Consider the following 15,028-nt stretch of genomic DNA (forward strand, 5'->3'; position numbering starts at 1 on the left):
AAGTCGTATTTTTACTGCCCTTGAAGAAATTTTAGATATGCAAAAATTAGTCGCGAACTTTTCAAAACAATTGACAGAAGCCATTGCTATTGGCAGCAATGCAAAATTAACGGCTTCTGCCAACAACATTTCAAACGTATTGATCTGCGGATTGGGCGGTTCCGGTATTGGCGGGAGCATTGTTGCCGAGCTGGTTGTTGGAAATGCAACCGTTCCAATTAATGTTACCAAAGGATATTTTATTCCTGCCTATGTGAATCAAAACACCTTGGTGATTATTTCATCGTATTCGGGAAATACTGAAGAAACCTTGAATTGCATGGAACTGGCCATGGCAAAAAATGCAAAAATTGTAGGCATCACCTCTTCGGGGAAAGTATTGGAAATTTGCAAGGCTAAAAACTTCGACTGCATTGTTGTTCCCGGTGGAATGCCACCTCGCTCTTGCTTAGGCTATTCCTTAACACAATTATTTTTTGTTCTTGGTTTCCACAAAATCATCCGCAACAATTATAAAGCTGAATTAGAAGCTGCTGTAACATTAATCGACAAAGAAGAGACTTCGATTATTTCGGAAGCAAGAAAAATTGCAGCGACTATTCAAGGCAAAATTCCTGTTATTTATGCAACAACATATAATGAAGGAATTGCCATTCGTTTCCGTCAACAATTAAACGAAAACGCTAAAATTCTTTGCTGGCACCACATTGTGCCGGAAATGAACCATAATGAATTAGTAGGCTGGACAGAAAAAAACGAAAATTTAAGTGTCTTGTTCTTTTTAGATAAAGATGATTATGCTCGCAATTTAGCGCGTGTAGACATCAATAAAGAAGTCATTAAAAAACACGTTTCCTCCATTACCGATATTTATTCAAAAGGAAATTCCATTATTGAAAAAGCCATTTACTTCATTCACTTAGGCGATTGGATTTCTGTTGCCTTGGCTGAATTGAGAGGTGTTGATGCGGTGGAAGTGAATGTGATCAACCACTTGAAATCAAAGTTGTCGGAACTATAACTTTCGGAGATGATTCTCCAACTTAAGTGTCATCCCGTGCCACGACACGGGATCCCTTGGTTAGGAAACTGCGAACATTCATAAGATGCCGTGTCGTAGCACGGCATGACGCTTCCAGAAGCGACTAATTCTAAAACAAATTTTTTATTCGCACATGCCTTTAGTTAAGTACATCGATCTTGGTTTAATGGACTACAAAGAAGCCTGGGATTACCAGGAAAATTTGTTTAGCGGCATTGTGAAAACCAAGGTAGATAATCGTTCCCTTCCCGACAACCAACAACAACTCACCAACAACTATTTATTATTCTGTGAACATCCGCATGTTTACACACTTGGCAATACAGGTGATAAAGAACATTTACTCATCAACGAGCAACAACTCCAAGAAAAAAAAGCGACCTACTACAAAATCAATCGCGGGGGCGATATCACGTATCATGGCCCCGGACAAATTGTTGGCTATCCCATTTTAGATCTCGATAATTTTTTTACCGACATTCATAAATACTTGCGTTTTCTGGAAGAAATGGTGATTCGCACCTTAGCAGAATACAACATTGTTGCCGGCAGAAGCAAAGGTGAAACCGGAGTTTGGTTGGATGCCGACAATCCGCTGAAAGCCAGAAAAATTTGTGCAATGGGCGTAAGAGCCAGCCGATGGGTCACCATGCATGGTTTTGCAATGAATGTCAACATCGATATGGATTATTTTGGAAATATTATCCCTTGCGGAATTGCAGATAAAGCAGTAACTTCATTGGATAAAGAACTCGGACATAAAGTAAACGAGGAAGAAGTAAAAGAAAAATTAAAAAAGCATTTTGCAGATTTATTCGAATGTGAATTCACATAATCGTTTTTGTTTAAACATTATCTGAATTTGATTGTTCGGCATGTAAGTCAACACAGAATACTCAACAATGATTTGCAAGTTTTCAATAAAAGATTTAGAAAAGCTCTCCGGTGTAAAAGCACATACGCTGCGCATTTGGGAGCAACGCTACGGAATTTTGAAACCCCACCGTACGGATACAAACATCCGATGGTATTGCAACGAAGAACTGAAAAACATACTGAATGTTAGTTTATTAAACAACCACGGGTATAAGATTTCAAAAATTGCAGAATTAACAAAGGCGGAGATTGCTTCGGAAGTAACCAAAATTGTAGACAGCGAAATCAACGAATGCGAACAAGTTAGCAGCTTGATTATTTCGATGGTGGAAATGGATGAACAACGTTTCGAAAAAATTATTTCCAATCAGATTTTACACAAAGGATTTGCGAATACCATCGAAGAAGTCATCTATCCTTTTCTACATAAAATTGGTGTGATGTGGCAAACCGGAAGCATCAATCCCGCTCAAGAACATTTTATTTCTAATTTAATACGACAAAAAATTATTGTTGCGATTGACGGCCAAGCAGTAGTTGAAACACCAAATTCAAAAAAATTCTTACTCTATTTGCCGGAAGACGAACTGCATGAAATCAGTTTACTCTATTTTACGTATTTGTTAAAGTCAAAAGGACATTTACCAACCTATTTGGGCCAATCGGTTCCCGTTCTTGATGTTCAAAGAGTGGTGGAAATCAAGAATTCAGAGTACATCGTTTCGGTTTTAACCCATTCGATGGACTCAATACAAGGCTATGTGAATCAGCTTTCGACCACTTTCCCTGACAAGACGATCTTATTATCTGGTTATCAGATCTTTTCGAATGAAATCACCGTTCCTGCCAACGTCAAAACATTCAAAACTCCTGCCGAGCTTCTTGCTTTAATTTCTTAATTTTCAATCACTTATCAGTTTTTTTCATTTACTCCAGTTGGCAACCAACTGATTATCTGTTTTTTATGCTCCCATTTGTTAAAATTGTTTAATTTTTTGAATAATTAGTTAAACATTTCTTTGTTTTGTTGAACTTTTGATTACTTTTGTTAAACATTTTAGTCAAAACGTTAAACAAAAAACTACATGACAGCAATCGAATTCAATCAACAGTTGGTGAATCAGCGAACACCGTTAAAAAATTTCGCATATAGCTTAACGCTGAACAGCGAAGAAGCACAAGACCTTGTTCAGGAAACTTTTTTGAAGGCATTAAAATACCGTGAAAAATTTGCTGACGCCACCAATTTAAAAGCATGGTTGTATACCATCATGAAAAATACGTTTATTAATACGTATAGAAGATCGGTGAAAACCAGACAAATCATTACACAAACGGATGACTTATCCATCGTGCGTCCGGTAAACGGAAGTAACGGTCCTGATGCCAACTCTCAAATCAATCTTAAACAAATCAACAATGCCATCAATGCTTTGGAGGATGAATATAAAATTCCGTTCACGCGCTACAGCGATGGTTTCAAATACAAAGAGATTGCAGATGAGTTGGACTTGCCAATAGGAACAGTGAAAAGCAGAATTTTTCTTGCACGTAAAAAATTGATGCAAGACTTAAAAGAATATGCGAACTAACAAAATTCTGTTTTAGAAAAAATTGAGGAAGCACCTCATTGAAAATCTACAAGCGCTTTATTAGCGTATATCATCTATAAAAAACAAAACGTGACAGTAGCTAAAACTATTTTTTGGTTTCGAAGAGATCTAAGATTGAATGACAATGCCGGTTTATTCCATGCACTAAAAAACAATGATACGGTTCTTCCGATTTTTATTTTCGATACCGACATCCTCGATCGTCTCGAAAACAAGGAAGATAAACGTGTAGAATTTATTCACCTTGCACTCAACGAACTCAACAAACAACTCGTTGGAATCGGAAGCTCCTTACTTGTGCTTCACGGAAATACGCAAGCTGTATTTAAGGAATTACTTTCAACGCATACCATAAAAAATATTTATAGCAATAGTGATTATGAACCTGCGGCTATTGAGCGCGACAAAGCCATCAAGTTTATTGCCAACAAAAATAAAATTCCCTTTTATTCTTTTAAAGATCAAGTGATCTTCGAAAAAAATGAAATTACAAAAGATGATGGTTTGCCGTATACAGTTTTCACACCGTATATGCGTAAATGGAAAAGCAGACTTGCTGAATTTCATTTAAAATCTTTTGACACCGAAACTTATTTTTCGAATTTTTTCAAAACAGCCCCTTTCCATTTTCCATCCTTAAACGAAATTGGATTTCAATCCAGCGGAATGACGTATGCTGCACCTTCACTGAATGAAAAGATTGTTTCCAATTATCATGAGCAGCGCAATTTTCCTGCGATTGAAGGGACGAGCAGATTAAGTGTTCATTTACGTTTTGGAACGGTTAGCATTCGCCACCTTACAGCAAAAGCAAAACTCTTAAACGACCAATGGCTCAACGAGTTGATCTGGCGTGAGTTTTACATGACCATCCTTTTTCAATTCCCGCATGTGGTCAATGGTTCTTTCAAAAAGCAATACGACCGTATTCCCTGGAGAAATGATGAAGCCGAGTTTGCTGCTTGGTGCAACGGACAAACCGGCTACCCGATTGTGGATGCCGGAATGCGGGAACTCAACACCACCGGATTTATGCACAACCGTGTGCGGATGATTGTTGCCAGCTTTTTAGTGAAACATTTGCTCATCGACTGGAGATGGGGTGAAGCCTATTTTGCCGAAAAACTAATGGACTTCGACCTTTCGGCCAACAATGGTGGCTGGCAATGGGCCGCCAGCTCCGGTTGCGATGCTGCTCCTTACTTCAGAGTATTTAGTCCGGATGCCCAAACCCAACGCTTCGACCCTCAATTGAACTACATTCGCAAATGGGTTCCCGAATTCGAAGAACTTACCTACCCTCGTCCAATCGTGGATCATAAAGTTGCTCGTGAAAGAGTGTTAAATACTTATAAAAATGCATTGGGAAATATCCCCGTGTAGCGATTTAACCCTAACTTTGCAGTATAATTCCTCCCCGCTTTTATGTCGGATACCAACGAAAAAATAGTTGAAATAAAACATCTTGAAAAACATTTTGGAAAATTCCAAGCGGTGAAAGATGTTAGTTTTGACGTGTACCGTGGTGATGTGTTTGGATTTTTAGGTCCGAATGGTGCCGGAAAAAGTACCACCATCCGCACCATGCTCTCGCTGATTAAGCCCAGTGGTGGCGAGTTAAAGCTGTTTGGAAAAGATCTAGCAAAAGACCGAAATTATATTTTACAACGTATTGGTTGTATCGTAGAGAAACCCGATTTCTATAAATATTTATCTGCAGAAAAAAATATTGAAATTTTTGCGCGCTTATCGGGAATGAATGTCACCAAAAGTAAAGTGCACGAAATCATTGAATTTGTTGGCTTAAAAGGCAGAGAGAAAGATAAGCTCAGTGGATTTTCACATGGAATGAAACAACGTTTGGGCATTGCACAAACACTTATTCACGATCCTGAATTAATTATTCTAGATGAACCCACTACCGGACTAGATCCTCAGGGAATCATCGACATCCGTAATTTAATTCTTCAACTAAAAAACGAACGCAACAAAACCGTTTTACTTTCATCACATATTCTTTCGGAAATTGAATTGATTGCCAACCGAATGGTGATTATCAGCAAAGGTAAAACCATTGTGCAAGGCTCCGTTAAAGAATTGTTGAACGCACAAGAATTGATTGTTGCCTTCACTGTCGACAACCTTGATAAAGCAAAACAACTTCTGCAAAATGCATCCATGAGTGAACTCATTGATAAAACAGAAACAACAACCTTGCAATTGCATCTTTCGCAAGAAAAAATTCCGGTGGTGAATAAATTGTTTACCGACAATGGAGTAAATGTGTATTCAATTGAAGCCAAACGAAAACTGGAAGATTACTTTTTAAAACTGATTAACGCCTGATGTTCTGGAAAAGCACCTATAACGAATTTATTAAAATTGCTGCGAAACCTCGCAGTTATATTGGTGTTGGCGCAATTACACTCATCATTGTGATTATTTTATTTGCGATGAAATCGGATGGAATGAGTTTTATTTCATTTGTAACACAACCCTTCGAACAATCACTTGCTTTTGAAGGAAATATTTTAAATGGCAACCTCATCGCCTTTATTATTTTACAAATGCTCATCATTCATGTTCCACTTTTAATTGCTTTGGTTACCGGAGATTTGGTTTCGGGTGAAGGTGCCATGGGAACAATTCGTTTACTTTTAACAAAACCCATTTCACGTACCAGCATTTTATTTTCAAAATACCTGGCGGGTTGCGCATACACACTTGTGATTTTATTGTGGATGGCCTTCATGGCGTTGATTGTAGGCAAATGGTTATTTGGAACCGGTGATTTGATGGTGCTCAACAGCGATGGATTAATCGTTCTGCAGGAACACGATTTAGCGTGGCGATTCATTTGCGGCTTTGGTGTTGCTTATCTCTCCATGGTGATGATTGCAACGTTGTCGTTAACGCTTTCTTGCTTTTCAGAAAATTCCATCGGTCCGATTGTAACTACCATGGCCATCATCATTTTGTTTACCATTATCGGAACCTTGGATGTTCCTTCATTACAAAAAATTCAACCGTATTTGTTTACTTCACACATGGTGGCTTGGCGCAACTTCTTTGAAGATCCACTCCCAATGGATAAAATTATTGAATCCACCTGGATTTTGGTTTTACACATTGTTGGGTTACTTGCCATTGCCGTTTATAAATTTAAGAGAAAGGATATTTTATCATGATACAAAATTCGATTCGTTCAATAGAACGTCACCCTGAGCGGAGTCGAAGGGCATGTTTTTTTATTGGCATGCTAATTCTCCTTTCCGCTTCTTCAATCTCTGCGCAGGAAAACGCCAATGCTATTTTAAATAAAGTATATTCGAAAATTCAAAAGGCAAAAGATTATTCCGTAAACATTAATGTGAAAGTGGACATGCCTTTTATTCGTATGATGCCGATTGATGCAAAAGTGTATTCCAAACAAAAAGATAAATTTAAAGTAGAATCGAAAAGCATTGCCATTGTACCGCGACAAGGATTTGACCAAGCATCCAAAATGTTGGCGGATACCAACTCTTTTTCCACCATCATTCAAGGAAAAGAAATGATTGGAACCACTCAAGCCATCATTATCAACATCATTCCTAATGCAGATACCAGCGATTTGATTTTAGGAAAATTATGGGTAGACACCAAACAAAACATCATCTTAAAATCACAACTCACCACCAAATCGAATGGAACCATTTTAACGGAGTATACTTACGGAACACAGATTGCATACGGCTTACCCGATAAAATGACCTTTACCGTAGACGTGAAAAAATTCAAGATTCCAAAAAGTGTTGCAGCAGACATTAACAACCAACCGAAGGAAGAGGATAAAAAGAAAGACAATAAAAAAGGTCAGATTTTTATCACCCTCACCAATTACCAGATAAATAAAGGCATCCCCGATTCCATCTTTAAAAAGTAATACACTGCTTAGCGCAAAACTATCTGAAGGATGTTTTGAGTTTAGCAGTGTGTATGCCGATTCTATTCGGTGTCAATTGGAATTAATTTTCTAATTTCGCCCTGTGAACTATTACATCATTTACAAACCGTATAAAATGATTTCTCAATTCACTTCTTCTCATAAAAAGAAAAAGTGTTTGGGTGAACTCGGATTTTCATTTCCGAAAGATGTTTATCCACTCGGCCGATTGGATGAGAACAGCGAAGGACTTTTAATCTTAACCAACGATAAAAATTTAAACTACCGTTTATTAAAACCAGAGTTTGAACACAAACGCATTTATTTGGTTCAGCTGCAAGGAATCATTACCAATGAAGCGCTCAAACAATTGGAAGAAGGCGTAACGATTGCATTGGATGCCGGTCCATACCTCACCAAACCTTGCAAAGCCAAACAAGTAAAAAAGCCGGAAAGCCTTCCACCTCGCGCACATCCGATTAGCGACCGACTACCAACATCGTGGATTGAGCTGACATTAACCGAAGGGAAATTTCACCAGGTGCGTAAAATGACGGCAGGTGTTGGGTTTCCATGCCTGCGATTGATTCGCATTGCGATTGAAGACATTCGACTGGAAAAAATGCAACCCAATGAAGTGCGTGAATTAAAAAGGGATGCGATTTACAAACGGTTAAACATTCCGTTAGACTAGTTTTTCTTTTTGATCTGAAATCCGCTTGATCAACATTTCCACAATTCGTTTATTGAATTCCGGTTTCTGCTGACTGTAAATACTGTATTCATCACTTGTAAAATAACCGATGATGAAACCCAACAATACATTTTTTAAACCCAAATCTTTTTTCATCGCTTGATGAATGCAGGTTTCTTTCTTTTCATCTGTCAACTGACGAAAATCAATTTTTACATCCGTCAAATAATTTTTAAATGCAGCGAGTATCATTTCATTCTGAAATTTTAGTATCGGACGAAGTGTTTGACTCTGGAAAAGCTCAGCAACAGAGGCATTCCCCGTTTCTATCGAAATTTCCGGTCGGATGTTTTTTAAGTGTGCGTTTCGGTTTTCCATGGAGGTTCTAAGATAGGCTAACAATCCTAACAATGCTTTGTTTAATAATGTTGAAACACCCTTGAAAAATAGGAGATTTTTGCTTACTTTCGTTTTCGGATAAAACAATCCTTATGCAGTACCAAGTCGCGCATTTTATCGACAAACTAAAATCTCCTCTCATCAGGATCTTCTTCGTATGCCTTGTTTTCTCCTCCTTTACCGCTAAACTTTCTGCACAAGCTCCCGGAATGCTCGAGTTTGAAGGGAAAACAGTGAAAGATGGAAAGGTTTTATCCGGAGCAACCGTTACCGTTTATCGCAACGGAACCATCGAACAAGAGAAAATTAAAACAGGGAAAAACGGGAAATTTTCTTTCTCACTCGTTTTTGGTGTCGATTATAAAATCGCATTTTCTTATCCCGGCTGTGTGGACATGCACCTCATGGTATATACCAGTAAATTGCCAAAAGAGAAAAACAACATCTTTCCGCTTTATCTTACCGAAGTGCCGTTTTTTGAAACGAACAACACCTCCGTACGAATCACCAAATTTAAAAATCCATTCACCAAAGTCATCTACGATGGTAAAAAAGCATTCATGGATGATGAAGCTTATCTGGCGCAGTTTACAAAAGACTTATTGATTGACCTGGAAGAGCAAAACAGATTGTTGGCAGAAAAAGCAGCGAAAGAGAAAGCGGAAAAAGACAAACTCCTTGCAGCAGAAAAAGCAAAAAAGGATGCCGAAGAGAAAGCACGCTTAGAAGCGGAAGCCAAAGCTGCTTATCTGGCTCGCCTGGAAGCAGAAGAGAAAGAACGAGCTGCTGAGTTGGCGCGCTTAAAAGAAAATGCCAACAAAGAAACACCTGTGGATGAAACCATGGAGACAGAAGCCATTCGCTTGCAACGCGAAAAAGAAGCCAAAAATGCAATGGCGAAAAAGAACAAAGAAATTAAAACCGATTATGAAAATAATCTGTTGAAAATGGTTGCCGAAAACGAACGCATCGCAAAACAAAAAGCACACAACAAACAAAAACAAGACGCTCGCACCAATACCGTGATCACACAAATGCGTAAGGAAGCGGATGTAAAAGCAAAATCTGATAAGCTGCGCGAAGAACAAAAATTGAAGAAAAAAGAATTGCTTGCCAACCAACAACAGAAAAACAACGAGATGAAAAAGTTGGTGGAAGCTGCTGCATTTGCTGAGCGATCCGTCCGCATCAGCAAACAAAAAACATTGCCGGATGTGCGCGGATATACACAAAAAGATCCTCCGAATTTTGCGGTAACTGTTGACGAAGGCATGATCAAAACAACTCGTACCACTGTTGTTACTCAAGGAAAAAAATTAGATACCTACGTGAAAGAAACCTATTTCTGGGGAACGGTGTATTGTTATAAAAATGGTGTTGAAATTGACGAATTAGTTTACAATAAAGAAATTGCATTTTTCTCAGCTTATCAAAATAAATAAATGGCAACGATGAAAAAAATATACTTGGTAGGTTATGTATTGCTACTCCAATGCATACTACTCTCTCTGAATAAACTTCATGCCCAAACAACAAGTTTCATTTATTATGGCGTGGAACAAGGATTGTCACAATCGCAAGTACAAGACCTTGCGCAAGATGATGATGGCAACTTGTGGATTGGAACGCTTTCAGGATTGACCAAATACAATGGAAGAGAATTTAAAACGTTCTCTCGCAAAGATTCATTAGCAGAAGATTGGGTAACCGCTTTGTGTAAAGATAAAAAAGGAAATATTTGGTTAGGACATTGGGCAGGTGGCGTTTCCATGTACAATCATAAAACCAAAAAAATTGAAAATTTAAACTTAGAAGAATACACTCGTTTTAAAACCGTAACCTCTATCGTTCAAGATGGGAATCAACGTTTTTGGATTGCAACGGAAGGCGCAGGAATTTTTGTGTACGACCCGGCCAACAAAAACATGATTTCGTTAAACAAAAAAGACGGACTCAGCAGCGATAATGTTTACGATGTATGTTTGGATCAAAAAGGAAATGTATGGATTGCAACGGATATCGGAATTACCATTTATGATATCAAAGCAAACATTACTTCTTCCACTTCCTATAGCATTTTAAATATCGGGAATGGATTGCATAGCAACCGCATCACCACACTTGCCTTGGTCAACTATAACGAAATCTGGGTTGGTTCGGCCGATGCCGGTGTAATGGCATTGATCGTAAAAGACGATTTTAGCGTAAAGCTTCCCACAAAAACCATTGATGGTTTAGGAAATCGTTTCGATACAAAAAATGGATTGGGTGCCGATTTTGTGAACTGCATTTTTGAAGACAAATCACACAACATCTGGGTAGGAACTACCGGTGGCGGTGCAACTAAAATTACGCCTTACCCTTCACAAGAACGTACAACATCGCTTAGCAAAGCGGTCATTTATAATTACAATACCAAACAAGGATTAAATTATTTTAATGTAAACACCATCTTCCAAGACCGTGAAGGAGCCGTTTGGATTGGTACCGACATTGGATTAAATCAATACCGTGGTGAACGCTTTCAGATTTATGATGAAGCCGATTTGATCGTCAACAATTTAGTATGGACCACTCTATGCGATCAAGAAGGAAATATTTGGTTGGGAACAAACGATGGTATTTCTAAAATTTCGTTCAGCTATTCTGATTTTAACAGAAAAGAAAATCACACCATCAAAAATTATTCTACCAAGGACGGATTACCAAGCAATGTGATCCTTTCTTCTTTCGAAGACAAAAACGGAAACATCTGGTTTGGAACAGGCTTTGGCGGGGTTTGTAAATTCAACAAAGCCACCGAACGCTTCGAATCCTATTCCACTACCGATGGATTAGCAGGTGATATGGTGTATGCGATCAGTGACGATAACCAAGGAAATTTATGGTTTGGAACAAAAGAAGGTGCCTCCAAGTTTGACCCCACAACAAAAACCTTTCGTAACTATTCAATTGCCGATGGTCTTGGCGGAAACAATGTCTACCGCATCTTTAAAGATTCAAAAGGAAACTTATGGTTTGGTGCATTGGGCGGAACATTGTCGGTATTTAATGGTTCCAGCTTTAAATCGTTTGATGAAGAAGATGGCATGCGTCACCGTTTTATTTTATGTATCAACGAAGACAAAAATCACAACTTGTGGTTTGGCGCCTACGGTGGTGGCTTGTACAAATACGATGGAAACACGTTTACCAACTATACCATCAAAGAAGGTTTAACAACCGACTCACCCTACTCCATCATTGCTGATAAAGAAAATCATATCTGGATTGGTAGCAGCAGAGGCATCGATCGTTTTGATGAAAAAACGAAAACGTTTGTGCACTATGGAAAGTCGGAAGGTTTCCTAGGTGTTGAAACCAACCCGAATGCCGTATGCATGGACAAAGAAGGAAACCTTTGGTATGGAAGCATTATGGGCGCAGTTCGCTATTCTCCGAAAGAAGACAAACCGAACTCGGTTGAGCCGGTTACGTTCATCACCGGTTTAAAATTGTTTATGAAAGATTTTGAATTTCCGGATGATGCACGATTCAAGTACAACGAAAATCATTTGACGTTCAACTTTGTGGGAGTGAGTTTAAACAATCCCGAAAAAGTAAAATACCAATACAAATTAGAAGGATTTGATAAAGATTGGCTTCCGGGCTATACAACAGCCAACGAAGCAGTTTATTCCAACTTGCCTCCGGGAACGTATACGTTTTTAGTACGTGCATTTAATAACGATGGAACAGGAAACATCCGAGCAACAGAATATAAATTTCAAATTGCTCCACCATTTTGGCAAACAGCGGTGTTTTATGTTTTAGTATTTGCCTTCGCGATTTTTGGATTGTATGTATTTGATAAGATGCGTACACAAAAATTAAAGAATGCAAAAAAATTATTGGAAGACAAAGTAGAAGAACGTACCGAAGAGTTGGCGATTAAAAATGCTGAGCTGGCAGAAAAAAACAAAGACATTACCGATAGTATCCGTTATGCAAAACGCATTCAGGAAGCCATCCTTCCTCCGGAAAATGTTATCAGATCGCACTTCCCGAACTCGTTCGTATTCTCTAAACCGAAAGACATTGTGAGTGGCGACTTCTATTGGTTAGAGAAAAAAGGAGATGAAATATTATTTGCAGCAGTAGATTGTACCGGACATGGTGTTCCCGGAGCGTTTATGAGTATTGTGGGTTACAATATTTTAAACCAAGCGGTGAACGAAAACATTGCGGTGATTCCTTCTAAGTTGTTAGATAAATTAAACAAAGGCGTAAGCGAAACCTTGAATCAAACTTCGGTGGATGCGCGTTTGCGCGATGGAATGGACATTGCCTTGTGTGCTATTAATTTCAAAACAATGGAATTGCAATATGCCGGAGCTTACAATCCGTTGTTTATTGTGCGCGGAAAAGAATTGATTGAAGTAAAAGCAGACAACATTGCGATTGGAAGTTATACCGATGCACAAACACAAAATTATACCAACCACATTGTTCCGATTCAAAAAGGCGATACCATTTATATTTTCTCCGATGGTTTTGCCGATCAGTTTGGTGGACCAGATGGTAAAAAATTCAAACAAGCACAATTCAAAACCATGCTCCTCAACTTAAACGGAGTTTCCATGGAACAACAACAAATTGCCTTGGAGCGTTCTATTGAAGAATGGAGAGGAGTATTGCAACAGGTGGATGATATGTTGGTGATTGGGGTAAGAGTGTAAACAAAAAATCGCCACGCTATGGCGTAAACATTTCCATATTGGGCATATTTACGCCATGTTATGGCGAGTATATACAAGTTACCAGTAATGCTAAAAAGAACAACCATAATCCTATCAATTAGCTTACTGACCTTCACAGTATCAGGACAGAGTATTTTTCAAAAAACATTTGGAACGACAGCTTACGAAGAAATTTGGGGTCTCGACAAAACTTATGACGGAGGATTTGTTCTAGGTGGATATACTGGATTTGGAAATGCTTACATAATCAAGCTAACTGCTATCGGAGACACATCTTGGACACGAGATATTAATGTCGGAGGAATGGATTTGATTTATACAATTCAACAAACTAACGACAGCGGATTTATTGCAGCAGGACGAACTAATGGATTTGGAGCAGGAGGATTAGATATGTTATTAATAAAATTAGATGCTAATGGAAACAACCAATGGACGAAAGCGATTGGAGGAAGTGCTGATGAAACTGTAAATTCAATCGAGCAAACATTGGACGGAGGATTTATTATTGCTGGAAATACTTATAGCTTTAGTTCAGGACTCAATGACTTTTATATTGTTAAAACAAACTCAATCGGAAATATTGTTTGGAGTAAAAGTATTGGAGGCGTTGGAAATGATAATGCATATTCAATTATTCAGAATACCGACAGCAGTTATATCGCAGTTGGTTTAACTTCAAGTGTTGGAGCTGGGGGCAACGACCTTCTTGCAACTAAATTTGACAAAAATGGAAATGTGACGTGGATGAAAACTTATGGAGGTGGAGGAGATGACAGGGCAAATTCAATTCAACAAACTTCCGATGGAGGATTTATTATTTCTGGAGTAACGAACAGCTTTGGCGCTGGGAATTACGATTTTTATTTAATCAAAACAGATAGTAGCGGAAATCCTACTTTTCAAAAAACACTTGGAGGAGTTGGGAATGAATGGTCTTATTGTGTTCAGCAGACAAATGATTTAGGATATATATTGACGGGATATACAACAAGTTTTGGAGCAGGGAGTTCAGATTATTACTTTATCAAAACCAATTCAATCGGAGATACAACTTGGACAAAAACATTCGGTGGTTCAATGGATGACTATGCAACAAACGTAAAACAAACTCCCGACAATGGCTACGCCATTGTTGGTTATGGGCAAAGTTTTGGTGCTGGAAGTCATGATTTTTATTTTGTGAAAACCGACAGTAATGGAAATGGAATTTGCAATCAAAATACTACAGCCACAATCGTGAACTCTCCAATCTCAACTGTAACTATTCCAACTTTGACAATTTCTAGTGGCGGGACTGTGAATAGCGTAATTCCAATTTTAAATAGCGGAACAATAGTAAACACTTTGTGCACAAATGTTGGAATAGAAATAATCGACAAGGAAAACGTAGACATTAATTTTTTTCCGAATCCTTTGACAGATTATGCTACACTGAATTTTGAAAATCCTGAAAATAGAAAATACATTTTTAATTTATATAATGTTCAAGGACAATTGGTTCGTAAAATTGAGCAAGTAACAACAGAAACAATAATTCTTGAGAGACAGAATTTATTGAATGGTTTATATTTCTTCCAACTTATAACAGGCGCTGGAGTTGAAATGAATGGTAAATTGATAATTGAATAAAGCACAACTGGTAACACAGGTCTGGCGCCATTTGGGCATTTTGCTTCGGAATACAAATTTGAGTACATTTGATAATCAGGCTTCGCAATTGAAATTATAGTAAGAAAC

General features: G+C 38.2%; 13 protein-coding genes. 12 read left to right on the plus strand and 1 reads right to left on the minus strand.

Features of this window, described 5'->3' with window-relative positions; all coding sequences use genetic code 11:
• The first annotated feature begins 37 nt into the window (after window positions 1–37).
• The 9 genes from IPP64_00075 to IPP64_00115 all read left to right on the plus strand — a co-directional run bounded on the left by IPP64_00075 (window position 38) and on the right by IPP64_00115 (window position 8,150).
• Entirely contained in the window at window positions 38–1,021 is a 984-nt protein-coding gene (locus tag IPP64_00075; protein MBL0327829.1) for a bifunctional phosphoglucose/phosphomannose isomerase, read from the plus strand.
• A gap of 154 nt (window positions 1,022–1,175) precedes the next feature.
• Window positions 1,176–1,877: a lipoyl(octanoyl) transferase LipB gene (gene lipB, locus IPP64_00080; GenBank protein MBL0327830.1), complete on the plus strand. Its 702-nt coding sequence runs from the start codon at window positions 1,176–1,178 to the stop codon at window positions 1,875–1,877.
• 70 nt (window positions 1,878–1,947) lie between these two features.
• Entirely contained in the window at window positions 1,948–2,817 is an 870-nt protein-coding gene (locus IPP64_00085) for a MerR family transcriptional regulator (GenBank protein ID MBL0327831.1), read from the plus strand.
• Between the two features lie 186 nt (window positions 2,818–3,003).
• Window positions 3,004–3,510 carry a sigma-70 family RNA polymerase sigma factor gene (locus IPP64_00090; GenBank protein MBL0327832.1) on the plus strand — a complete coding sequence of 169 codons (507 nt, stop codon included), beginning with the start codon at window positions 3,004–3,006 and terminating at the stop codon, window positions 3,508–3,510.
• A gap of 90 nt (window positions 3,511–3,600) precedes the next feature.
• Complete coding sequence (locus IPP64_00095; GenBank protein MBL0327833.1) at window positions 3,601–4,914, plus strand: deoxyribodipyrimidine photo-lyase; 1,314 nt, start codon at window positions 3,601–3,603, stop codon at window positions 4,912–4,914.
• Between the two features lie 42 nt (window positions 4,915–4,956).
• On the plus strand, window positions 4,957–5,877 hold the full coding sequence (locus tag IPP64_00100; protein ID MBL0327834.1) for an ABC transporter ATP-binding protein: 921 nt from the start codon (window positions 4,957–4,959) through the stop codon (window positions 5,875–5,877).
• Window positions 5,877–6,719, plus strand: a complete 843-nt coding sequence (locus IPP64_00105) for an ABC transporter permease subunit (protein ID MBL0327835.1) — start codon at window positions 5,877–5,879, stop codon at window positions 6,717–6,719. The genes IPP64_00100 and IPP64_00105 overlap by 1 nt, the downstream gene beginning before the upstream one ends.
• Window positions 6,720–6,787: 68 nt before the next feature.
• Window positions 6,788–7,456, plus strand: coding sequence for a hypothetical protein (locus tag IPP64_00110; protein ID MBL0327836.1), 669 nt, complete (start codon window positions 6,788–6,790; stop codon window positions 7,454–7,456).
• A gap of 103 nt (window positions 7,457–7,559) precedes the next feature.
• Window positions 7,560–8,150 (plus strand): pseudouridine synthase, encoded by a 591-nt coding sequence (locus tag IPP64_00115; protein MBL0327837.1) that lies wholly within the window; start codon window positions 7,560–7,562, stop codon window positions 8,148–8,150.
• On the opposite strand, the gene IPP64_00120 is transcribed toward IPP64_00115, so the two are convergent.
• Entirely contained in the window at window positions 8,142–8,528 is a 387-nt protein-coding gene (locus tag IPP64_00120; GenBank protein MBL0327838.1) for a glyoxalase, read from the minus strand. The two genes, IPP64_00115 and IPP64_00120, sit on opposite strands and share 9 nt — an antisense overlap.
• Before the next feature lie 113 nt (window positions 8,529–8,641).
• On the opposite strand from IPP64_00120, the gene IPP64_00125 reads away from it, so the two are divergent.
• The 3 genes from IPP64_00125 (at window position 8,642) to IPP64_00135 (ending at window position 14,920) form a co-directional block, all read left to right on the plus strand.
• On the plus strand, window positions 8,642–9,991 hold the full coding sequence (locus tag IPP64_00125; protein MBL0327839.1) for a hypothetical protein: 1,350 nt from the start codon (window positions 8,642–8,644) through the stop codon (window positions 9,989–9,991).
• A 9-nt stretch (window positions 9,992–10,000) separates the two neighbouring features.
• The gene (locus tag IPP64_00130; GenBank protein MBL0327840.1) at window positions 10,001–13,267 is read left to right on the plus strand and encodes a SpoIIE family protein phosphatase; all 3,267 of its coding nucleotides are present in this window, start codon (window positions 10,001–10,003) and stop codon (window positions 13,265–13,267) included.
• A gap of 87 nt (window positions 13,268–13,354) precedes the next feature.
• Window positions 13,355–14,920: a T9SS type A sorting domain-containing protein gene (locus IPP64_00135; GenBank protein MBL0327841.1), complete on the plus strand. Its 1,566-nt coding sequence runs from the start codon at window positions 13,355–13,357 to the stop codon at window positions 14,918–14,920.
• The last annotated feature ends 108 nt before the right edge of the window (window positions 14,921–15,028 follow it).

Source organism: Bacteroidota bacterium (assembly GCA_016722565.1).
Taxonomy (GTDB): Bacteria; Bacteroidota; Bacteroidia; order 2-12-FULL-35-15; family 2-12-FULL-35-15; genus 2-12-FULL-35-15.